The following is a 21,481-nucleotide window of genomic DNA, read 5'->3' on the forward strand; positions in this document are numbered from 1 at the left end:
TAGGACAGGCAAGGAAGAAAGTAAGGAGGTTAAACATGACGAGAACAGGCAAAATAACCACTTCAGTAATAGGGGTTTTCTTGTTGTTGATCGTCGTACTCATCATCGTGATTGCGACATTTGACTGGAACCGGCTCAAACCGACCATCAACCAGAAAGTCTCTACAGAACTCAACCGTCCCTTCGCCATACGGGGTGACCTGGGCGTGGTTTGGGAACGCCAAAAACAGGAAACCGGCTGGCGTAGCTGGGTTCCGTGGCCGCATGTTCATGCTGAGGATATCATCCTCGGCAACCCGCCGGACATTCCTGACGTCACCATGGTGCATCTCCCGCGCGTTGAAGCCACGCTCGCCCCACTGGCATTGCTGACAAAAACCGTCTGGCTCCCGTGGATCAAGCTGGTCAAACCCGATGCGCGGCTTATCCGCCTGTCGGAGAAAAACAATAACTGGACCTTTAACCTGGCAGGGGATGAAAACCGCGATCCCAATGCGCCGCCATCAGCCTGGTCCTTCCGGCTGGATAACATTCTGTTCGACCAAGGGCGCATCGCCATTAACGATAAGGTGACGAAGTCAGAGATTGAGATCCTGGTCGATCCGCTGGGTAAGCCGTTGCCCTTTAGCGAAGTGACTGGCGCAAAAAGTAAAGAGAGCAACGCCCACATTGAGGACTACGTGTTTGGTCTGAAAGCGCAAGGCCGATATAACGGCGAACCGCTAAGCGGTAGCGGGAAAATAGGCGGAATGCTGGCGCTGCGCGGTGAAGGAACTCCTTTCCCGATTCAGGCTGATTTCCGTTCGGGTAATACGCGTGTGGCGTTTATGGGTACGATAAACGATCCGATGAATATGGGCGGGGCGGATCTGCGGCTTAAATTCTCGGGAGATTCGCTAGGGGATTTGTACGATTTGACCGGCGTGCTGCTCCCGGATACGCCGCCGTTTGAAACCGACGGACATCTGGTCGCGAAAATTGACCCGGAAAAATCCTCTGTTTTTGATTACCGCGATTTTAATGGCCGAATTGGCGACAGTGATATTCACGGAACGCTGGCCTATACCACCGGCAAGCCGCGCCCAATGCTGAAAGGGGATGTTGAGTCACGCCAACTGAGGTTGGCTGATTTGGGGCCGCTGATCGGTGTGGATTCAGGCAAAGGGGCGGAGCGGGCCAAACAATCTGAACAGCGCAAAGGTGAGAAGAGCGTCCAGCCCGCGGACAAGGTCTTGCCGTATGACCGTTTTGAAACCGACAAATGGAACGTGATGGACGCTGACGTACGTTTCAAAGGACGGCGTATTGAGCACGGCAGCAGTCTGCCGATCAGCGATCTCTCCACCCATATCATCCTGAAAAATGCCGACCTGCGCCTGCAGCCGCTGAAATTTGGCCTCGCGGGAGGCAGCATTGTCTCCAGCATCCATCTGGAAGGAGATAAAAAGCCGATGCGGGGGCAGGCGGACATCCAGGCTCGCCGCCTGAAGCTAAAAGCGCTGATGCCGGATGTGGAGCTGATGCAGAAAACGCTCGGTGAAATGAACGGTGACGCCAGGTTTAGCGGGAGCGGAAACTCGGTAGCGGCACTGCTTGGTAACAGCAATGGCAACCTGAAGCTGCTGATGAACGACGGTTTGATCAGCCGGAATCTGATGGAAATTGTTGGCTTGAATCTGGGCAACTATCTTGTTGGACAGATATTTGGTGATGACGAGGTACGGGTAAACTGCGCGGCGGCGAATCTGGATATTGTTAACGGCGTAGCCCGCCCGCAGATTTTTGCCTTCGACACGGAAAACGCGGTCATTAATGTCACTGGTACGGCGAGTTTTGCGTCGGAGCAACTGGATTTAACCATCGATCCGGAGAGCAAAGGCATTCGTATTATTACCCTGCGTTCGCCGCTGTATGTTCGCGGCACCTTTAAGAATCCGCAGGCCGGCGTGAAGGCCGGGCCGCTGATTGCGCGCGGTGCGGTTGCTGCCGCGCTGGCAACGTTGGTGACGCCCGCGGCGGCCTTGCTGGCGCTGATTTCACCTTCTGAAGGGGACGCTAATCAATGCCGGACCATTTTGTCGCAAATGAAGAAGTGATTTTTGCCGTTGTCGGATGGCGCTAACGCTTCACTTCTGCGGCCTACATTTCATGCTCAACGTAGGCCGCAGACGGTGGTTACAGCCAAAAAATCACAATGACTGATGGCGGGTTTCGTGGGTTAACAGCAGCGCAATCAGCGTTAACGCCGCCATTGATGCCAGATACGTACCGACCGCCGCCAGGCCGTAATTCGCCTGCAGCCATGCGGCAATGTAAGGGGCAACGGAAGCACCAAGAATCGACGAAACGTTGTACGAGAACGACGCCCCCGTGTAGCGCACTTCGGTCGGGAACAGCTCCGGCAGTAGCGCGCCCATCGGACCAAATGTCAAACCCATCAGGCTCAAACCAAGCAACAGGAAGGCGAACACCAGCACCGGATTGCCAGAGCCGAGCAGCGGTTTAAAGGCAAACAGCGCAAACAGAATAATAAGCGTGGTGATGATGAGCATGCTCTTGCGACGACCAAACGCATCGGCCAGCAGGCCCGCCACCGGCACCATGACGCCAAAGCCAATAACCGCCATCATCAGCATCCACAACACTTCATTACGCGGCAGGCCAAGCCCTACAGGCGCCGCGGCGGTGCTGAACGTCATGGAATAGACGGTCATGATATAGAACAGCGTATAGGTCGCCAGCATGATGAACGTGCCGAGGATCGTCACGCGGACATGTTTTGTCAGCAGGGTACCCAGCGGGATTTTCACCTGTTTTTTCGCCGCAGCCACTTTGGCAAAGACCGGGGATTCATGCAGCGAAACGCGAACGTACAGACCGATAATCACCAGCACCGCAGAGAAGATGAACGGTACGCGCCAGCCCCAGCTCATAAACTGCTCGTCGGTCAGCAGCCAGGAGAGCAGCAGGAAAGTGCCGTTGGCGAAGAAGAAGCCGATAGGTGCGCCCAACTGCGGGAATGATCCGTACAGCGCGCGTTTACGCGGCGGTGCGTTTTCCGTCGCCAGTAACGCCGCGCCGCCCCATTCACCGCCCAGTCCTAAACCCTGACCAAAACGCGCCAGCGCCAGCAGCAGCGGGGCGAAAATACCGATAGTTTCATAGCCCGGCAGCAGGCCAATGACAACCGTCGAGATCCCCATAGTGAGCAGTGAGGCAACCAGCGTGACTTTACGCCCTACGCGATCGCCAAAATGCCCGAACACAGCAGAACCGATAGGCCGTGCCACAAAGGCGATAGCAAAGGTGGCAAGGGACTGCAGCGTTGCCGCGGTCGGATCCCCCTGCGGGAAGAAGATATGGGGGAACACGATCACCGCGGCGGTGGCGTAGATATAGAAGTCGAAGAACTCAATGGCAGTGCCAATGAGTGAGGCGACGACGACTTTATTGCGCGAGTTGACCGGGGTGTGTTCCTGTTCGTTGTCGAGCGTTGTGGCTGTTGCTTGCATAATATTTTCTTATTTTTGGTCGAACGAAAGGTCATATTACGCACAGCAAAAGAGACATTTCAATCTGTAACAAACCTTGCGATCGGTCAAAAATAGAGCAAAAAGGGGATAATTTTTAGGCTGGAGATTTCACTTCCATGAAATGCTTCACATAATTTAAAACTTGGATGATAAAACTGGTTTTTGGTTAAACAAAAGTTACGGGCTGGATTTTAATTCTGATAATGCGCAGGATTTCGACGTAAGCATTGGGTTGGCCGGATAAGCGCAGCGTTATCCGGCAGTTAACAAAGATTAGCGGTGGGTTTTCCCCGGCATACGCGGGTCGTCTTTGTATTCTGCTGTGGCAATCCAGGCAGCGCAAAACAGAGTCAGACGGGCGAAGAAGTAGAAGAACGCCATCAGGCCAAGTACGGAACCAAACGCCGCGCCTGACGGCGATTGCACCAGTGATGGCAGCGTGTACGTCATGATCATTTTGATGACTTCAAACCCCAGTGCCGCGATAAACGTGCCGCGAATGAGCGCTTTTTTGCGCGGTCGGTGACGCGGTAGCCGCCAGAAAATCCAGAAGAACAGCAAGTAGTTGGCGAAAATAGAGATGGTCAGGCCGATCAGCCGCCAGGCGGGCTTCAGCCATTCGATGCCGTCGAGATACAGCGCAGAAATAATCATCTGCTGGGCGGAACCGGCGATGGAGGTAATGGACAGCGTAACAATCAGCGCAATCAGTAAGCCAATCAATGAGACAAAATCACGCAGATATTTGACCCAAATTTTTTCCTGATCCTGTGGGGTCCGCTCCCAGACATCCCGCGACTGGGCACGAATAGCTTCGCGCAGGTTTCCCATCCAGTTAATTCCGGAATAGAGCGCGATGGCAAGACCCACCAGACCGACGGTGGTGCGTTGCTGAACGGCGGTATTGATGGTGTTTTTCAGCGTGGAGGCGAGCGTCGGATCGCTGACGTTGAGCAGGATTTTGCTGAAGATATCCTGTAACAGCGTAGGGTGCGAAGCGAGAATAAAACCCGCGGCGGCAAACGACACCATCAGGATAGGGATCATCGACAGAAACGAGAAGTAGGTAATGGCGGCGCCAAACTGATTTCCCATACGATCGTTAAATCTCTCCGCGGCGCGAATCAGATGGGCAATCATGGGCTGGCGTTGAATTTTATCGGCGAAGGTCAGGGCGGTTTTCAGCGCCTGGTTGGTCTTACCGTTGGTTTCTGCATTTTTATGCTCCAGGGTCTCAATTTTTGGGATTGGTGCGTGCTCAAGTTCCTGAATGGGGCGTTTAATCTCTTTTTCCTGCGTCATCAGGGCAGTAATCCTTGTTCTGTTCATTCTCAGGACAGTATAGCTTGTCAGTCCACATAGTCTTTCATCACGCCGGTCAGCCATTCCATAAACAGATGTACGCGGCGGGAGAGGTTACGGCGATGCGGATAGAGCAATGAAACCGGTAATGGTTCGGCGCGATATTGCGGCAATACTTCAATCAGCGTACCGGCGCGCAGGGCATCACGCACGCCCACGCGCGGTACCTGAATAATGCCCAGACCGGCAAGACATGCCGCATGATACGTTTCGGTACTGTTCACCGTCAGCATGCCGCCGGTTTTAACCCATTTAGCACCGTTGTCTGTCGCCACTTCAAAGCCTTGCGCACGCGTTCCCAAATTGACTGAGTAGTGCACCACCGCATGCGAGGCTAAATCCTCCAGGCTTTCCGGATAACCAAAGCGGGCGAGGTATTGCGGGCTGGCGCAGTTAATCTGCGTGAGTTTCCCCAGCGGGCGCGCAATCAGCCCTGAATCTTTCAGCGTCCCCACGCGTACCACACAGTCGAAGCCTTCGCGGATCAAGTCTACCAGGCGGTCGCTGCTGCTAAGTTCGAGCTCAAGCCCCGGATACTGATGCAAGAAGGCCGGTAAGCGGGGCATCACCAGATTTCTCGCCACACCAACCGGCATATCGACGCGCAGCTTGCCGCTGATGCTGGCCGGGTCATGATGGAATAGCCCATCCAGTTCATCGATATTGCTCAACAAATCTTTCGCTCGTTCGTAATAGATCATGCCGTCTTGCGTGAGCTGAACGCGGCGGGTTGTGCGGTGCAACAACTGTGTGCCCAGATGATTTTCCAGGGCCTGGATCTGGCGCGATACGCTACCTTTAGGAAGTCCGAGGGTGTCTGCCGCGCGCGAAAAGCTCTCCAGTTCTGCGACGCGGATGAACAACTGCATTGCGTGAATTTTATCCATTCTCATGCCCTATTGTTGTTCTAAATGAAACAGTAATGCGCAGTAAGCGGTATTTATTGTTTTTCTACCACCTAATAAGCTTTGTCTCAATCTTCACAACACCTGAAATGAGGTTTCTTATGACGCAACGTATCGCATTGGTGACCGGCGGCGGCCGTGGACTCGGTAAAAACGCGGCGCTAAAGCTGGCGAGTAAAGGCATTGGTGTCATCCTGACGTGGAACAGCAATGAAAAAGAAGCGCAGCAAGTTGTGGATGAAATTCGCCAATCTGGCGGTAAAGCTGCAGCATTACCGTTGAACGTCGGAAATATTTCCACTTTCCCTCAGTTTGTCAAACAGGTGCAGGAAACCCTACAAACGCACTGGCAAAGCGACACCTTTGATTATTTATTGAACAATGCCGGAGTTGGCATTAACGCGCCTTATCCGGCGTTCACTGAGGCGCAATTTGACCAGCTTTTGGACATCCATTTTAAAGGACCTTTTTTCCTGACACAGAACCTGCTGGCGCTGATCAACAACGGCGGACGCATTCTTAATGTCTCGACCGGATTGTCGCGCTTTGCGCTACCGGGTTACAGCGCTTACGCTGCCATGAAAGGGGCGATGGAGGTGTTAACCCGTTACCAGGCGAAGGAGCTGGGAGAGCGCGGCATTACGGCGAATATTATTGCACCTGGGGCAATCGAGACGGATTTTAGCGGCGGAAACGTGCGGGATAATGCGCAATTGAATGCCTACATTGCATCGCAGACGGCGCTGGGGCGTGTTGGGTTACCGGACGATATTGGCGACGCCATTGCTGCGTTGCTCAGCGATGAGCTGGCCTGGATGACGGCACAGCGTATCGAAGTCTCTGGCGGGATGTTCCTGTAATCGACAGCCTCTTACTTAACTTTTTGAGCAATAGAAAACTGGCGCGCCATCAGAAGTCAAAATATAGCTGGTGGCGTTTGCCGGTATTATTTGGAATCTGATACCGCGATCGCGGTGCTGAAAGAGATCGGGGATAAACGTTCTGAAGAGTTCATTCTTCTTCGGGAGTGGATTTGTTGCATCAGAAACCATGATCACCTTCCCATTCTCATGCCCGAATGATCATTTAATGCGATATTTTGTTTTGTAACATATTTGTCTGTTATCGTGAGTTCCTTATTTTTAGCTAAGAATATAAACTCCGGATTATTAATATTAGTAATCCAGGTTTGAACATCAAACATTAAGGAATTTCTGAATATTTGACCCCGATTTTGATCCTTTGTGTGATTCTTTGGTTTCAGCTGTAACTATTTATAACGTCTGCTTCTTTCTTCTCCGTCTATCGGTAAAATGGCCTCCGCCAAATGGTGACTTCATATTTTGCCCCTCGGATAATACCCTTCCGCGTGTTAAGGCTAATATCTTATTCAGACGGAGATAAATAATGCAGTTAATAATGTTTGACAGGCAGTCAATATTTATTCATGGAATGAATGTAATTTTGCAAGAGCGTATTCCAGGAGTGAATGTTCAGGGTGTCAGTCAGGCAGATGATCTTTGGCGGACGCTGGAAGACAATCCTGATGCACTGGTAATGCTGGATGGAGATTTTGACGCTGAGTTCTGCCGTAGCTTGCTGCAACAGATAGCAGCGCGCTTTGCGAAGGTAAAAGTGCTGGTAACCGCAACGGACTGCCGTAAAAAATGGCTACAGGAAGTCACGCAATTAAACGTGCTGGCCATTGTTCCGCGCGATTCTGATGCGGAAACCTTCACGCTGGCACTCAATAGCGTCGCGATAGGTATGATGTTTATCCCCAGAGATTGCATCACAGCGACCGAATGTGGCGGGCAAAATATCAGATTGCTCAGCGCGCGTCAGCGGGAGATTCTGACGATGCTGGCCGCCGGAGAATCTAATAAACAAATTGGTCGATTATTAAATATCAGCACTGGAACGGTAAAAGCCCATCTTGAATCGCTGTATCAGCGCCTGGAGGTAAAAAACCGTACGCAGGCGGCAATGATGCTAAACGACACCCTATAATGGGAAAATATTTCACAGTCAGACTGTTTCTGGCTGTGAAATAGCCCACGGCCAGAATTCAGCACTGCAAAACCGGCTAATCCCCACGCTGAGCATCCATGCAATTAACGCTTCCTGTTGAAACCGATCTTGTATTTGCGGCATTTCCTTATGGATGAATGCCTCGCAGATATTTATATCCGCGAGCAGCAATGTTTCGGCTTGCATCAGCATAATTGGGGCATCAAAGGATTCATCTGCGGTGATTTCGTGCCCGTAGCCAATGACCCAGATCCCCTTTTTGTCCTGATACTTTTCCAGCGACAGGCCCTGCCATTGCTTAATAAATGCGATACAGGCGGGCGTGAACTGCGTCGAATGTAGCGGCATAATAATCTCTGTACAAAAAGACCTATTTTAAGAAACACACCCCGTTACGCCAGCCGCCATCCAGCCATTTTTTACAGCAAAACGCCTGATGGCGCGGGCGGCTGATATTCCTGTTTTAACAGGCCGAAAATCCAGTCATCATGCCAGGTTTGATGTAGCCAGTAGCTTTCTCGCAGCGTGCCTTCGAGAATGAACCCGACTTTTTCCAGTAGACGCCGTGAGGCATCGTTTCCTGCGGTGACGCAGGCCGTCAGTCGGCGTAGTCCTCCGGCGGTAAACGCATACTCGCAAACGGCATGCAGGGATTCAGCGCCATAACCTTTGCCCTGCGCCTCGGGAGTGAGCAGAAAGCCGACCTCGGCACATTCATTTTTATCCTGAATATATCCGGTTACCCCAAGCGGTACGCCCGATGCCTTATCGCACAGGACCAGGCACAGCCAGTGTGGACTGCCGGGAGACCATTCAGGCAAGCGGGAGTCAAAGACTGTCCGTATCTCCTCTTCGGTACGCGAGTCAGCGACAAAGCGCATCACATCTGCGTTCTGCTGTAACGTTAAGAAAAACGCCCAGTCGTCATGTGTGAGCGGGCGGCAGATCAAACGCGAGGTTTTCAGTACAGGCACAGGCTTATCTCCAGAATAATTTTCAATGATTGTGTGGAAGTCACTGTAAAACATATTTATTTGCTATATGAATGTGTTTTAGTCTGTGGCGGCACAGCGCTGCATTTAAAAAAGATAACTACACACCATTGTGAGGCCGCACTTTTTGGGTCCTTTTAGGGAAGATAATGACCAATAGCGCGTTACAGGCGACATGTACACCATTCGAACATTGTTTGGGGATAATCCGGCAGGCCTCGGTAGAAATTTTGCTGATGCTTGGCGTGCGCGTCGCAGAGGGTAAAGATCCACGCTGGTTTCTCGAGCAGCTTGACCAGGCGCGATTGAATCTGGGAGGTTGGGGCGTTGTCGCCAGGCGGTTGCAGATGAATGACGCGCAATTGAGTCAGTTCACGTTGCGGCTACGCCATCTTCAGCAGAGCGTGCCGCAATATGAAAATGGCCAGGACGTCAGTGAAAACCAGCTGATTTCTGCGCTGCGCTTTGTCGCTTCTCTGGAACAGTTGCGCCAGCAACAGCCCCTCCTGAAGTATCCAACCGAGATTGAACGTGCAGAGCCGGATGCGCAGATGCGGGCGCAGCGTCAGCTTCGCGCAATAGAATTAACCCTCAAATCCCTGATTGCGCGGGTATGGCCGGATCAACATCCGCTCAACAGCTTCCTGAAACAGCACTTTGGCGGTGAACGTCTGCGTCGCTGGTTAAAGCTGGGAGAAAGTCGGGATGCGCTGGACGGCATGATGTTTAGCGAACTGGCGCTGATGGTTGTCGATAAGAAGTTATTCGTTCGGCATTTTAGCGAGATTTTTAACGACACCTCGGTGCTCATGTCGTTTGTTGAGCCACGTATCACGCTGAGGATGTTCCTGGATGACTGCCGCCTGGCCCGTAACTGCGTTATCGCGCAGCAGCCGCTAACCTCAGTACAACTGCTGTTGCTGGATTGCCAGTACCGACAGATTACTCACCCTGTGCAGCGGGCATTTGAAGAACGGCGTACGCGCATTAATCCTGCGTCGTATCTGGCGTCCGATGAGGCGACGGTTCGCCAGTTTTGGGAAAACGCAAAGCAAAAAGACGAGCAGGCAGGGGGCGATAAACAGGAAATCGCAGACAGTATCGATCCGCCGGAGAAGCGGGCCAGGCGCACGGCGGAAGAACGTGACCAGCTGATTTCCGGCATGTTGTGGGTAGCGGTCGGCGTGATGGTGCTGGTGATTTCGCTGGGCGCGTTCTGGTTATTCACTTCGCCAGCGCCACAAGCGTCTTCCGGGCTATCCGTTGAAATCGTGCAGGAGGAGCCACGGCGTGATGCCCCTGGTGCGCGGGAGTCGGTGACCCGAATGGGCATCACCTGGGATGCCTTTAACATGCGCGCGGCTATCGAGCGCAACGACACCCGTGTGACGTCACTTTTCCTGCAGGGCGGGATGGACTGGAAGCTGGCGTGGACGGAGCAGGCATTCTCGGCAGGCAATACCGAGGTGTTGAGGCTGCTGCTGCGTTACCCTTCGCAGATGAGTGAGAGTAAGCCATGTCGGCAGTTTATGACCACGGTCAGCCATGCGATGGCGAATGGGGCGTCGCTCACATCGCTGCATAAAAGCTATCTGCAAAGTTTTTGCTCGGTGCCGGCGGTTGTCGCGCGTCAGCAGTATGACCTTGAACAGGCCGAGCTACGCGTTCGCGCGCAGCCAAGCCCAGAGAACAAGAAATGGCAGAAAATTCACGCCGAACTGTACGATGCGATTAACTGACGGTCTGATAATTCAGACCGTCAGCTGCTAGGGTTCGCCATACAGACCGATGAGTCGGCGTACCACGCCATTGGTCCAGCCAAAGCCGTCCTGCAACGGATATTCTCCGCCGCCGCCTTCGCGCGGCGCGGCGTCGGCGATGTGGTATTTTTCGATAAGCTTGTGGTGTTCCTGATAAAAGAGATTCACCGTTTTCAACCAGTTACGGGCGATTTCATCCCCGAGATGGTCGTCGCCGTAAAGTTTGAAACCCTGGATCGCCATCCACTGCAGCGGCGCCCAGCCGTTGGGTTTATCCCATTGCTCGCCCGTTTCATGCTCCGTGGCTAAAATTCCTCCGGGGGTTAGCAGGCGACTGCGGACCGCATTGGCAAGTCGGTCGGCTTGTTCATGCGTTGCCATGCCGACATACAGCGGCACAATACTGGCGGCAGAGAACAGGGCCATTTGTTCGCGCCGCCAGTCGTAATCGCGATAGCAGCCGTTTTCATCGTCCCAGAGATAGCGATTCACCGCATCGCGGCGGTCATTGGCTTTCTGGCGAAACTGCGCTTCAGTGTCTTTGTCGCCTTTCAGTGCGGAAATATTGGCGATAGTGCTCTCCAGCTTGTAGAGGAACGCGTTCAGGTCAATAGGGATGAACTGAGTGGTGCGTATGCTGGCAAGACGGCCTGCATCGCGTAGCCAGCGCGAGGAGTAATCCCAGCCGGAGGCCGCGCCCGCGCGCAAATCCCGATACACTTCATTGGGTGGGCGACCCGAATGCTTGGCGGTTTCGACGTCTTCAAGCCACGACTCATCGCGCGGCGTATCACGATCGTCCCAATAGCGGTTGAGCAGGGAGCCGTCCGACATTCTGATCACGTGACGGTAGGCCTGGTTGAGTACCAGGGAATCTGCGCCATCCATCCAGAACGCGTACTCCATTTTTAGATGATCAAGGTAACGACGCGCGCCGCGTACGCCATCCTCTTCAAACAGTTCGACCATCAGCGCAAAGACCGGCGGCTGCGAGCGACTCAGGTAGTAAGTACGGTTACCGTTCGGGATGTGACCATAGTTTTCAATCATCCAGGCAAAGTTATCCGCCATACATTTCAGCAGATCTTCGCGACCGCTCTCCGCCAGACCCAGCATGGTGAAGTAGGAATCCCAGTAGTAGGTTTCACTAAAACGCCCGCCGGGCACAATATATGACTGCGGTAACGCCAGCAGCGAGGACCAGGGAATGTGATCCTGTGGTTCGCGCGTCAGCACCGGCCACAGTTGATCGATATGCTCTTTCAGCGAATTTGCCGGGTCAGAAACATATTCACTGGAGGGCGTTTCCGGGAGCCAGAAGTGGTTCTCGACGAAGCGTCGCAGATCAAAGTCGCGGTGGCGTTTAACCTTGCGATAGCGGATCAAAATATCCAGCGGATCCATTTTCGGCGCACAGTCGGGGAAGGTTTTGCTATCGGCAAACAGTTTCGACGACTGAACGTGTTCGAACAGCTCGAGGTAACGATCGGCGGGAGTTAACGCATCTGAGGCGGGTAACCCTTCAATCATCTCTGGTTCAGGCTCCGCCTCAATCATTTCATCCAGCTTTAACTCGCACGGATCCATTTCATAAAGCAGATCGATGTCGATCGTCATTTCTTCAGAAGGGGCGTGGGGTAGTTTCTGGTTGAGCATAATGCGAAAGACCTCCGATGGACGTTGAAAGATTAAGGCTATTGCCCGCTCGTCAATTAAGCGTAGACATTCGCTTCGGTATCTGGTGAGTAAAGCGTGCGGTCGATCACATTTTAGTGCTGCGCAATATCCAAAAAGTAAATCTATCCCAATGAAAATAATGCAGAATTCCGAATTCTGCACAACCTGAGGATATTCCATTTTCAGAACATTCGATTGCAACGAGGTGTGAACACAACCTGGTAACGTTTAACTCTATAATAGGCACAGGCTATTCTATCGATAGTTCTCCTCCATGTAATTGCTTGATACTTATCAAAATAGTAATCCCCTCATTTCCTATGATGGTCAGGTCTGACAAAGACTGTCTATTAATTATTCTAATTTTCTGGGTCACAATAACTCACAACGGTGAGGGTAAAATAATGAAAATCATTACCCGTCTTACCGTGATTGCCATAGCTGGCGTCGCGATTTGTTATTTTGGATTATCCGGTTATGTGTGGTATCACGATAATCAACGGAGTAAACAGGCTGATGTTCAGGCCTCTACGCTGGAAGAAAATAATAAAGTACTAGGGTTCTTACGTGAAAAAGGATGCGATTATTGTCACACTCCTTCGGCTGAATTACCTTTCTATTCTTCTTTTCCCGTCGCTAAGCAGTTGATGAATTACGATATTCAACTGGGATACAAATCATTCAATCTGGAGGCCGTTCGTGCGGCGCTGGTCGCGGATAAACCCGTTTCGCAAAGCGATCTGAATAAAATTGAGTGGGTGATGCAGTACGAGACCATGCCGCCGACGCGTTATACCGCACTGCACTGGGCTGGCAAAGTAAGCGATACGGAGCGAGCAGAGATCCTGGGCTGGATTGCGAAACAGCGTGAGCAGTACTACGCCAGTAACGATACTGCCACGCAGCATCGTAATGAACCTGTACAGCCGATACCGGAAAGCATCCCGACCGATGCCCGCAAAGTAGCGCTTGGTTTTACGCTTTACCATGACCCGCGTATTTCCGGCGACAGCACGATTTCTTGCGCGCACTGTCACGCCCTGAATGCGGGCGGCGTGGATGGCCGGAAAACGTCAATCGGTGTAGGCGGCGCGGTTGGCCCTATCAATGCGCCAACGGTATTTAACTCGGTCTTTAACGTTGAGCAATTCTGGGATGGCCGTGCGCCAACACTGCAGGCGCAGGCCGGTGGCCCACCGTTGAACCCTATCGAAATGGCGTCTAAATCCTGGGATGAAATTATCCAGAAACTGGACAAGGATCCGCAACTTAAGCAAGAGTTCATTGCCGTTTATCCGCAGGGATTCAGTGGGGATAATATTACCGATGCGATTGCTGAGTTTGAGAAAACGCTGATTACGCCAAATTCGCCGTTTGATAAATGGCTGCGTGGTGATGAAGCGGCCTTAACCGCTCAGCAAAAACATGGCTATCAGTTGTTTAAAGATAATAAGTGCGCGACCTGTCATGGCGGTATTATTTTAGGCGGACGTTCATTTGAGCCATTGGGGCTGAAAAAGGACTTTAATTTCGGCGAGGTCACTGCTGCAGATATTGGCCGCATGAACGTCACCAATGAATTACGTGACAAGCTGCGTCAGAAAGTCCCTGGATTGCGTAACGTTGCGCTGACTGCGCCTTATTTCCATCGCGGTGATGTGCCTACGCTCGACGGTGCGGTAAAACTGATGCTGCGTTATCAAGTGGGTAAAGAACTGCCGCAGGAAGATATCGACGATATCGTGGCATTCCTCGAAAGCCTTAATGGGGTATATACACCGTATATGCAGGGTAAATAATTTCTCTGTGGTCCAGATTCGGACGTAAAAAAACCGACTTCACGTCGGTTTTTTTACGCTTCAGCCCGAGTTGGTGGTTCTGGCCGAAGTGAGAGTTCCATCATCTAACGCTTCAATCGTATTACCTTACCGGTAGTATTGCAAGAATACGCTGGTTGTTTTGATTAAAACAACTGTATACTTATCCAGTTAGCTCTGAAGCATTTTCATTCCGGACGCGCGCTAAACGCTTTCTAAGTCCTGATCGGCTGTACGGGTGGTGCCGTTGGCCGATGCTCTGGCCGGAGTGAGAGTTCCATCATCTAACACTGGGACATGCGCCGTGACAGGCAATGGATGAGTAAGCGGATGCATTCTCACTCCATCTGATGGAGAAAACGGGTGATTGATAAAGCAATCATCGTTCTGGGAGCGTTAATCGCGTTGCTGGAGCTGATCCGCTATCTGCTGCAACTGCTGAACTGATAGCGGAAACGTAACTAAGGGCAAAGAGCTAACCCCTCTTTGCCCTTTAACATTCCTGAAGCGCGATTAACGCATGGTCACGAACTCTTCAGATGCCGTTGGGTGAATGGCAACGGTGTTATCAAAGTCTTTCTTGGTTGCGCCCATTTTCAGAGCGACCGCGAAGCCTTGCAGCATTTCATCCATCCCAAAACCAATGCCATGAATACCGACAATCTTCTCTTCCGGACCGACGCAAACCAGCTTCATGCGGCACGGCTGACGGTGGGTGGTGACAGCGGTATACATCGCGGTAAACGATGATTTATACACTTTCACCTGATCATCGCCGTGCTGTTCGCGAGCCTGCTGCTCGGTCAGGCCCACGGTACCAATAGGCGGATGGCTGAAGACCACGGTCGGGATGTTGCTGTAGTCCAGATGCTCGTCCGGCTTGTTGTTAAACAGACGCTCGGACAGACGGCGGCCCGCGGCAACGGCAACCGGCGTCAGCTCAACGGCCCCGGTGTTATCGCCGACGGCATAAATACCCGGCACGCTGGTGTTCTGGAATTTATCAACGACGATGTAGCCTTTTTCGTTGGTTTTCACGCCAGTAACCGCCAGGTTGAAGTTGTCGGTGGCAGGTTCACGACCGATCGCCCAAATCAGGCAATCTACCGTTTCGCTACGACCATCTTCCAGTTGCAGGGTCAGGCTGCCATCAGCGTTTTTAACGACCGCTTTTGGTATCGCGTGAGTATGCAGAGTCGGGCCTTCGGCGTTCATCACCTCAACCAGCGTGTCGACGATCATTGGGTCGAAGCTGCGCAGCGGCGCGTGTTTACGCACGAACAGATGCGTTTGTGCACCCAGACCGTTAATTACGCCCGCCAGTTCAACGGCGATGTAGCCTGCACCAACAACGGCCACGCGTTTTGGCAGCGCGGGCAGCTCAAAGAAACCGTCGGAGTCGATACCGTATTCCACACCCGGAATGCTTGGATGGCTCGGGCGACCACCGGTAGCAATCAAAATATGATCGGCAGTAATGGTTTCACCGTTCACTTCAATGGTTTTGGCATCCACAAAGCGGGCAAAGCCTTTAATCACATCGACATTATTTTTGCCCAGCACGTTGTCGTACGAGGTATGAATGCGATCAATATAAGCGGTACGCGTGGCGATCAGTTTATCCCAATCGAACTTATTGATGGTGGTGTCGAAACCGTAATCCGGCCCGTACATGTGGATTGCTTCGCGGACCTGTGCGGCATGCCACATCACTTTTTTCGGTACGCAGCCAACGTTAACGCAGGTGCCGCCTAGCTCTTTGGCTTCAATCAGCGCGCATTTCTGGCCGTACATTGCTGCACGGTTAATGGAGGCAATACCGCCGCTGCCGCCGCCAATAGCGATGTAATCATAGTGCTTGGTCATGACCGCTCCTTCATGTTCATTGTAGGGCGGAGAAGCGTTACGCCATCCGCCAAAATATTCGCGATTGTATACCTGAAATTAAAAGGTTCCACCGATGACTGCGATTACTCCGGCACGATCCAGCTTACCGACGTATGACCGGTTCCTGCCGGAACCAGTTTGCTGTGCAACCACGGCAGGACACTGTTCATCTGCTGTTCCAGCTTCCACGGCGGGTTTATTACAATCATGCCGGACGCCGTCATGCCGCGCTGATCGCTGTCCGGGCGCACCGCCAGCTCAATCTGGAGAATTTTGCGGATACCGGTATCTTCCAGGTCGTGGATCATGCGTTTGATTTGCTGGCGCAGAACTACCGGATACCACAGCGCATAGGTGCCGGTTGCGAAACGCTTATAGCCTTCGTTAATACCGGTCACCACCGCCTGGTAGTCGCTTTTGATTTCGTAGGGGGGATCGATAAGGATCAGCCCGCGACGGGAAACCGGCGGTAATTTTGCTTTTAGCTGCTGATAACCATCGGCTTTGGCCACGCGTGCGCGCTCATCTTTCTGGAATTCGCCGCGCAGCAAAGGAAAGTCGCTCGGGTGCAGTTCCGTTAATTGCAGGCTGTCCTGTTCTCGCAGCAGCTGGCGAGCAATTAACGGAGAGCCGGGGTAGTAGCGCAACTGGCCGCTACGGTTGAAGTGCTTCACCACGCCAATGTAGGGTTCCAGTTCGGAAGGCAAATCGTCCTGCTGCCAGATACGGGCGATCCCTTCCAGATATTCACCGGTACGTTCGGCATGCTCACTGCTCAGCTGATAACGGCCTGCGCCAGCATGGGTATCCAGATAGAGAAACGGTTTTTCTTTCTCTTTAAGCGATTCGATGATCAGGCTCTGGACGGTGTGTTTAAGGACGTCGGCGTGGTTGCCAGCGTGATAACTGTGGCGATAACTCAGCATGGGTAAACGTGTTCCAGGTTATAAACGTAGGCCCGAAAACAGCGCAATATCGGGCGAAAATAAAGCGTATCGCCACAGTATACAGAAAAGTCGTCACTGCCGCGAAAGCGCAACGCCTGGCATTGAAATCCTCTACACTTAACCCCATTGTACAAATTAATATGCACAGCGCCGGATACGCGCTTCATTCACTCTTTTCAACAGGACCGCGCTAATGACCAATCCATTGCTGACCCCCTTCGAACTGCCGCCGTTTTCTAAAATTCAGCTTGAGCACGTCGTGCCTGCCGTGACTAAGGCGCTGAACAATTGCCGCGAAAACGTTGAGCGAGTGGTTGCGCAGGGCGCGCCGTACACCTGGGAAAATCTTTGCCAGCCGTTGGCGGAAGTTGACGATGTGCTGGGGCGTATTTTCTCTCCGGTTAGCCACCTGAACTCGGTGAAAAACAGCCCGGAATTGCGCGAAGCCTACGAACAAACGCTGCCGCTGCTGTCTGAATACAGCACCTGGGTTGGACAACATGAAGGTCTGTACAAAGCGTACCGCGACCTGCGTGACGGCGATCATTACGCCACCCTGAACACCGCACAGAAAAAAGCGGTCGATAACGCGCTGCGCGATTTTGAGCTTTCTGGTATTGGTCTGCCGAAGGAAAAACAGCTGCGCTATGGTGAGATTGCCACCCGCCTGTCTGAGCTGGGCAATCTCTACAGCAATAACGTCCTCGATGCCACGATGGGCTGGACTAAGCTGGTGACTGATGAAGCGGAACTCTCCGGCATGCCGGAAAGCGCGCTGGCGGCTGCAAAAGCCCAGGCTGATGCTAAACAGCAGGAAGGCTACCTGTTAACGCTGGATATCCCAAGCTACCTGCCGGTGATGACCTACTGTGATAACCAGGGGCTGCGTGAGGAGATGTATCGCGCTTACTCCACTCGCGCGTCTGACCAGGGGCCAAACGCTGGTAAATGGGACAACAGCCCGATAATGGAAGAGATCCTCGCGCTGCGCCACGAGCTGGCACAGCTGCTGGGCTTTGAAAGCTACGCTTTTAAATCTCTGTCCACCAAAATGGCGGAAAACCCGCAGCAGGTACTCGACTTCCTTACCGACCTGGCGAAACGTGCCCGTCCTCAGGGTGAGAAAGAGCTGGCTCAACTGCGCGCCTTCGCGAAAGCAGAATTTGGTGTCGATGAGCTGCAGCCGTGGGATATCGCTTACTACAGCGAGAAACAAAAACAGCACCTCTATAGCATCAGCGACGAGCAGCTGCGTCCATACTTCCCGGAAAACAAAGCCGTTAACGGCCTGTTTGAAGTGGTTAAACGTATTTACGGCATTACCGCTAAAGAGCGCACTGATGTTGACGTCTGGCACCCGGAAGTACGTTTCTTCGAACTGTATGACGAAAACAACGAACTGCGCGGCAGTTTCTATCTTGACCTGTATGCCCGTGAACATAAACGTGGCGGGGCGTGGATGGACGACTGCGTCGGCCAGATGCGTAAAGCCGACGGTACGCTGCAAAAGCCTGTTGCCTACCTGACCTGTAACTTTAACCGCCCGGTGAACGGCAAACCCGCGCTGTTTACCCACGATGAAGTGATCACCCTGTTCCACGAGTTCGGCCACGGTCTGCACCATATGCTGACCCGTATCGAAACCGCCGGTGTTTCAGGTATCAACGGCGTGCCGTGGGATGCGGTCGAACTGCCGAGCCAGTTTATGGAGAACTGGTGCTGGGAGCCCGAAGCGCTGGCATTTATCTCTGGTCACTTTGAGACCGGTGAGCCGCTGCCCAAGGAGCTGCTGGATAAAATGCTGGCGGCGAAAAACTATCAGGCGGCGCTGTTTATTCTGCGTCAACTAGAGTTTGGCCTGTTTGATTTCCGTCTGCACGCGGAGTTTAACCCACAGCAAGGGGCGAAAATCCTCGAAACGCTGGCGGAAATTAAAAAGCAGGTCGCCGTGGTGCCGGGCCCAACGTGGGGCCGCTTCCCGCATGCCTTCAGCCACATTTTTGCTGGTGGCTATGCGGCGGGTTACTACAGCTACCTGTGGGCCGACGTGCTGGCGGCGGATGCATTCTCTCGCTTTGAAGATGAAGGGATTTTCAACCGTCAAACCGGACAATCGTTCCTCGATAACATTCTCACCCGTGGTGGTTCTGAAGAGCCGATGGAACTGTTCAAGCGCTTCCGTGGCCGTGAGCCGCAACTGGATGCAATGCTGGAGCATTACGGGATTAAAGGCTGATTATTCACGTGAAAATCTGCTTAGTAGATGAAACAGGCGCCGGAGACGGCGCCTTATCTGTTCTTGCCGTCCGCTGGGATCTTACGCACGATGAAGATAACCTGATGGCGCTGGTGATGACACCCGAACATCTGGAACTGCGTAAACGTGATGAGCCCAAACTCGGCGGTATCTTCGTGGATTTCGTTGGCGGTGCGATGGCCCATCGGCGCAAATTTGGCGGTGGTCGCGGCGAAGCGGTGGCGAAGGCGGTTGGCATTAAAGGCGATTACCTGCCGGATGTGGTTGATGCGACTGCAGGGCTGGGGCGCGATGCGTTTGTGCTGGCCTCAGTAGGCTGCCGCGTGCGAATGCTGGAACGTAACCCGGTCGTGGCGGCTCTGTTGGATGATGGCCTGGCGCGAGGGTATGCTGACCCGGAAATCGGTCCGTGGCTGCAGGAACGTTTACAACTGATCCACGCCTCAAGCCTGACGGCGTTAACCGATATCACCCCGCGTCCGCAGGTGGTGTACCTCGACCCGATGTTTCCGCATAAGCAGAAAAGCGCGCTGGTAAAAAAAGAGATGCGCGTGTTTCAGTCGTTGGTGGGACCGGACCTGGATGCGGATGGGCTGCTGGAGCCTGCGCGTCAGCTAGCCACTAAACGTGTGGTAGTGAAGCGCCCGGATTACGCACCGCCGCTGGCGGATATCGCCACGCCGAACGCGGTAGTTACGAAAGGGCATCGGTTTGATATTTACGCGGGGACTCCTGAATAGCCTTTCCACTTAACTCGATCATGGGTGGTGGTCATCATAATGCTCCCAAATCTTCGGATGTTGGCGCTTATTTAAAAATAAGCGCCAATGATATTAGCTTATTCACCTAAACCATTTTCGATTTCGGCGCTAAGTTTTTGTAATGCAATTTGGGCATCTTCACCCAGGAATACGATATTGACTTCATGGCCTTTTTTTATACCCAGGGACATGAGAGCCATTAGACTCTTTGCATTTACGTATTTATCACTTCTTGCAAGATTTGCGATCTTAACTTCACATTTAAAGGGTTTTAATGTCGCAACCAGGTTTGCTCCTGGACGAGCATGTAGACCATGCTCATTTTTTATGATGAAACGAGCATTGCAATTGGCATCAGGCATCATAATTAACACTGTGTCGTTGGAATTAAATTTTCAGCATCCAGCGCTAAATATTGCTGTGCAACATTAAGCGTCACAGGGTGATTTTTAGGTAAGCCAATGATTTCGGCAGCGGTAGTCAGCAATCCCATTCGTTGCATTTTCTGTTGCAGTTTGACAGAGGCTTGATCGTCTTCGGCATAATAAGCAAGGCCGCAAGCGATCGCTTTTGTGAGGGGGGTGTAATCGAGGTCGTGTTTAAGACAAAGTTGCACTACACCCATTAAGCGATCCTGATAAGCCAATTTCCGAATAGGATCATAGGCGACACGATGAATCGAATCCGGGAGTTCGTTTTTAGCTTTAGGTAAGTACTCCAGATCTTTTAATGCTTCACGCGTGATTTGTGGGTATTCGGTCATTACCGCAGTAATTGTGACATCGTGTACCGCATTGGCCAAATCTGAAACCTGAGGATCGGCTGAGGCATCAGGAATGGTTTTGTAACCTTTCAGATGTCCATACCAGGCGGTAGTAGCGTGAGGGCCATTAATGGTAAATACTTTGATGTCTTTGAGCATTTCCAGATGTTCGCGTGGCTCTAGCCATTCCACACCACTGATGTCGTTATAAAGAGGAGTTTGAATGATCAAAGAGGCAACGGCGGTGCTGTCTATCTGGGTTGCGTAGTGCGTTTTGGCATCGGTGGAGCGTCTGACAATTGAGTCGCGGATCGCTACGTGGGTGTCGAACCATTGACGCGCTTCAGCAGATGGGATTGCGTCACGGTACCAGCCTTCAATATCTTTAATAATATGATTTTTATTTGTCAGGCAAATTAATGACATTTTTTTGTTTGGGTCAATATGATATTGATGCTCAAAACATTTGCCAAGATACTGAGCGGATTCTGCAAAATCCTCTGGATAAAGTGGACACATAATGACAGAAGACTCAAGAAAGTCATTCATGACAGAATAGTTGTCATCGGTCAAAAAAGCATTAAAGTTGGTGATTTCGTGTAAAATGATGTCATCAGTACGAAAAACCTGAACGGTATATTTGTTTTCACGGTTCAGTTCATCAATAACTCTTTGGTCTTTATCCAGAAATGTTATATCCCAGCCAGCATTGTCAAACGTTTCGCCCACAAAGCCTTTACCAAGGCGGCCAGCGCCTATAATTAATACGCGTTTCATTATAACTCCTCA

General features: G+C 52.2%; 18 protein-coding genes. 8 read left to right on the forward strand and 10 right to left on the reverse strand.

What is annotated here, in order from left to right:
* Positions 1-35 precede the first annotated feature (35 nt).
* A complete protein-coding gene (locus OGV52_RS09960) occupies positions 36-2,096 on the forward strand; it encodes an AsmA family protein (RefSeq protein WP_019078089.1) in 2,061 nt (686 codons plus the stop codon).
* A 93-nt stretch (positions 2,097-2,189) separates the two neighbouring features.
* Here OGV52_RS09960 and OGV52_RS09965 read toward each other — a convergent pair whose 3' ends face one another.
* The 3 genes from OGV52_RS09965 to OGV52_RS09975 all read right to left on the reverse strand — a co-directional run bounded on the left by OGV52_RS09965 (position 2,190) and on the right by OGV52_RS09975 (position 5,782).
* Entirely contained in the window at positions 2,190-3,512 is a 1,323-nt protein-coding gene (locus OGV52_RS09965; RefSeq protein WP_003023312.1) for an MFS transporter, read from the reverse strand.
* A gap of 294 nt (positions 3,513-3,806) precedes the next feature.
* Positions 3,807-4,835 (reverse strand): inner membrane protein YhjD, encoded by a 1,029-nt coding sequence (gene yhjD / locus OGV52_RS09970; RefSeq protein WP_287108442.1) that lies wholly within the window; start codon positions 4,833-4,835, stop codon positions 3,807-3,809.
* Between the two features lie 47 nt (positions 4,836-4,882).
* Positions 4,883-5,782 carry a LysR family transcriptional regulator gene (locus tag OGV52_RS09975; RefSeq protein WP_287108444.1) on the reverse strand — a complete coding sequence of 300 codons (900 nt, stop codon included), beginning with the start codon at positions 5,780-5,782 and terminating at the stop codon, positions 4,883-4,885.
* A gap of 119 nt (positions 5,783-5,901) precedes the next feature.
* Between OGV52_RS09975 and OGV52_RS09980 the strand changes: the two genes are divergently transcribed.
* Positions 5,902-6,660 carry an SDR family NAD(P)-dependent oxidoreductase gene (locus OGV52_RS09980; RefSeq protein ID WP_016157705.1) on the forward strand — a complete coding sequence of 253 codons (759 nt, stop codon included), beginning with the start codon at positions 5,902-5,904 and terminating at the stop codon, positions 6,658-6,660.
* Positions 6,661-7,207: 547 nt separating this feature from the next.
* Complete coding sequence (locus OGV52_RS09985) at positions 7,208-7,810, forward strand: helix-turn-helix transcriptional regulator (RefSeq protein WP_047501367.1); 603 nt, start codon at positions 7,208-7,210, stop codon at positions 7,808-7,810.
* Between the two features lie 18 nt (positions 7,811-7,828).
* On the opposite strand, the gene OGV52_RS09990 is transcribed toward OGV52_RS09985, so the two are convergent.
* Complete coding sequence (locus OGV52_RS09990; protein WP_181547138.1) at positions 7,829-8,179, reverse strand: glycoside hydrolase family protein; 351 nt, start codon at positions 8,177-8,179, stop codon at positions 7,829-7,831.
* A 71-nt stretch (positions 8,180-8,250) separates the two neighbouring features.
* Positions 8,251-8,805, reverse strand: a complete 555-nt coding sequence (locus tag OGV52_RS09995; protein ID WP_103766977.1) for a GNAT family N-acetyltransferase — start codon at positions 8,803-8,805, stop codon at positions 8,251-8,253.
* Positions 8,806-8,972: 167 nt separating this feature from the next.
* Here OGV52_RS09995 and OGV52_RS10000 point away from each other — a divergent pair, with 167 nt between their 5' ends.
* Positions 8,973-10,562, forward strand: a complete 1,590-nt coding sequence (locus OGV52_RS10000; protein WP_279263697.1) for an STY4199 family HEPN domain-containing protein — start codon at positions 8,973-8,975, stop codon at positions 10,560-10,562.
* Between the two features lie 27 nt (positions 10,563-10,589).
* On the opposite strand, the gene OGV52_RS10005 is transcribed toward OGV52_RS10000, so the two are convergent.
* The gene (locus OGV52_RS10005) at positions 10,590-12,239 is read right to left on the reverse strand and encodes an alpha,alpha-trehalase (protein ID WP_029139724.1); all 1,650 of its coding nucleotides are present in this window, start codon (positions 12,237-12,239) and stop codon (positions 10,590-10,592) included.
* A 425-nt stretch (positions 12,240-12,664) separates the two neighbouring features.
* Here OGV52_RS10005 and OGV52_RS10010 point away from each other — a divergent pair, with 425 nt between their 5' ends.
* The gene (locus OGV52_RS10010; RefSeq protein ID WP_016157700.1) at positions 12,665-14,059 is read left to right on the forward strand and encodes a cytochrome-c peroxidase; all 1,395 of its coding nucleotides are present in this window, start codon (positions 12,665-12,667) and stop codon (positions 14,057-14,059) included.
* Between the two features lie 381 nt (positions 14,060-14,440).
* The gene (gene dinQ / locus OGV52_RS10015; protein WP_003837776.1) at positions 14,441-14,524 is read left to right on the forward strand and encodes a damage-inducible type I toxin DinQ; all 84 of its coding nucleotides are present in this window, start codon (positions 14,441-14,443) and stop codon (positions 14,522-14,524) included.
* 66 nt (positions 14,525-14,590) lie between these two features.
* Here the strand turns inward: dinQ and gorA are convergent, their stop codons facing one another.
* Together gorA and OGV52_RS10025 are read right to left on the reverse strand one after the other, a co-directional pair.
* Positions 14,591-15,943, reverse strand: coding sequence for a glutathione-disulfide reductase (gene gorA / locus OGV52_RS10020; protein ID WP_046274489.1), 1,353 nt, complete (start codon positions 15,941-15,943; stop codon positions 14,591-14,593).
* A gap of 104 nt (positions 15,944-16,047) precedes the next feature.
* On the reverse strand, positions 16,048-16,890 hold the full coding sequence (locus OGV52_RS10025; protein ID WP_287108446.1) for a 23S rRNA (adenine(2030)-N(6))-methyltransferase RlmJ: 843 nt from the start codon (positions 16,888-16,890) through the stop codon (positions 16,048-16,050).
* A gap of 214 nt (positions 16,891-17,104) precedes the next feature.
* On the opposite strand from OGV52_RS10025, the gene prlC reads away from it, so the two are divergent.
* Both prlC and rsmJ read left to right on the forward strand, forming a co-directional pair.
* Positions 17,105-19,147, forward strand: a complete 2,043-nt coding sequence (gene prlC, locus OGV52_RS10030; RefSeq protein ID WP_287108447.1) for an oligopeptidase A — start codon at positions 17,105-17,107, stop codon at positions 19,145-19,147.
* A gap of 8 nt (positions 19,148-19,155) precedes the next feature.
* Positions 19,156-19,908, forward strand: a complete 753-nt coding sequence (gene rsmJ / locus OGV52_RS10035) for a 16S rRNA (guanine(1516)-N(2))-methyltransferase RsmJ (RefSeq protein WP_200080292.1) — start codon at positions 19,156-19,158, stop codon at positions 19,906-19,908.
* A gap of 98 nt (positions 19,909-20,006) precedes the next feature.
* On the opposite strand, the gene OGV52_RS10040 is transcribed toward rsmJ, so the two are convergent.
* Together OGV52_RS10040 and OGV52_RS10045 are read right to left on the reverse strand one after the other, a co-directional pair.
* Positions 20,007-20,294 (reverse strand): HPr family phosphocarrier protein, encoded by a 288-nt coding sequence (locus OGV52_RS10040; RefSeq protein WP_029139725.1) that lies wholly within the window; start codon positions 20,292-20,294, stop codon positions 20,007-20,009.
* A gap of 2 nt (positions 20,295-20,296) precedes the next feature.
* A complete protein-coding gene (locus OGV52_RS10045; protein WP_019078100.1) occupies positions 20,297-21,469 on the reverse strand; it encodes a mannitol dehydrogenase family protein in 1,173 nt (390 codons plus the stop codon).
* Positions 21,470-21,481: the final 12 nt, after the last annotated feature.

Origin of the sequence: Citrobacter sp. Cb041, from assembly GCF_030336655.1 — a bacterium.
Taxonomy (GTDB): Bacteria; Pseudomonadota; Gammaproteobacteria; order Enterobacterales; family Enterobacteriaceae; genus Citrobacter; species Citrobacter braakii.

Bases quoted from the DNA above. Each gene is read 5' to 3' on its own strand.
- OGV52_RS09960 (WP_019078089.1), top strand. From the start codon at position 36: ATGACGAGAACAGGCAAAATAACCACTTCAGTAATAGGGGTTTTCTTG.
- OGV52_RS09965 (WP_003023312.1), bottom strand. From the start codon at position 3,512: ATGCAAGCAACAGCCACAACGCTCGACAACGAACAGGAACACACCCCG.
- yhjD (WP_287108442.1), bottom strand. From the start codon at position 4,835: ATGACGCAGGAAAAAGAGATTAAACGCCCCATTCAGGAACTTGAGCAC.
- OGV52_RS09975 (WP_287108444.1), bottom strand. From the start codon at position 5,782: ATGGATAAAATTCACGCAATGCAGTTGTTCATCCGCGTCGCAGAACTG.
- OGV52_RS09980 (WP_016157705.1), top strand. From the start codon at position 5,902: ATGACGCAACGTATCGCATTGGTGACCGGCGGCGGCCGTGGACTCGGT.
- OGV52_RS09985 (WP_047501367.1), top strand. From the start codon at position 7,208: ATGCAGTTAATAATGTTTGACAGGCAGTCAATATTTATTCATGGAATG.
- OGV52_RS09990 (WP_181547138.1), bottom strand. From the start codon at position 8,179: ATGCCGCTACATTCGACGCAGTTCACGCCCGCCTGTATCGCATTTATT.
- OGV52_RS10000 (WP_279263697.1), top strand. From the start codon at position 8,973: ATGACCAATAGCGCGTTACAGGCGACATGTACACCATTCGAACATTGT.
- OGV52_RS10005 (WP_029139724.1), bottom strand. From the start codon at position 12,239: ATGCTCAACCAGAAACTACCCCACGCCCCTTCTGAAGAAATGACGATC.
- OGV52_RS10010 (WP_016157700.1), top strand. From the start codon at position 12,665: ATGAAAATCATTACCCGTCTTACCGTGATTGCCATAGCTGGCGTCGCG.
- gorA (WP_046274489.1), bottom strand. From the start codon at position 15,943: ATGACCAAGCACTATGATTACATCGCTATTGGCGGCGGCAGCGGCGGT.
- OGV52_RS10025 (WP_287108446.1), bottom strand. From the start codon at position 16,890: ATGCTGAGTTATCGCCACAGTTATCACGCTGGCAACCACGCCGACGTC.
- prlC (WP_287108447.1), top strand. From the start codon at position 17,105: ATGACCAATCCATTGCTGACCCCCTTCGAACTGCCGCCGTTTTCTAAA.
- OGV52_RS10040 (WP_029139725.1), bottom strand. From the start codon at position 20,294: ATGATGCCTGATGCCAATTGCAATGCTCGTTTCATCATAAAAAATGAG.
- OGV52_RS10045 (WP_019078100.1), bottom strand. From the start codon at position 21,469: ATGAAACGCGTATTAATTATAGGCGCTGGCCGCCTTGGTAAAGGCTTT.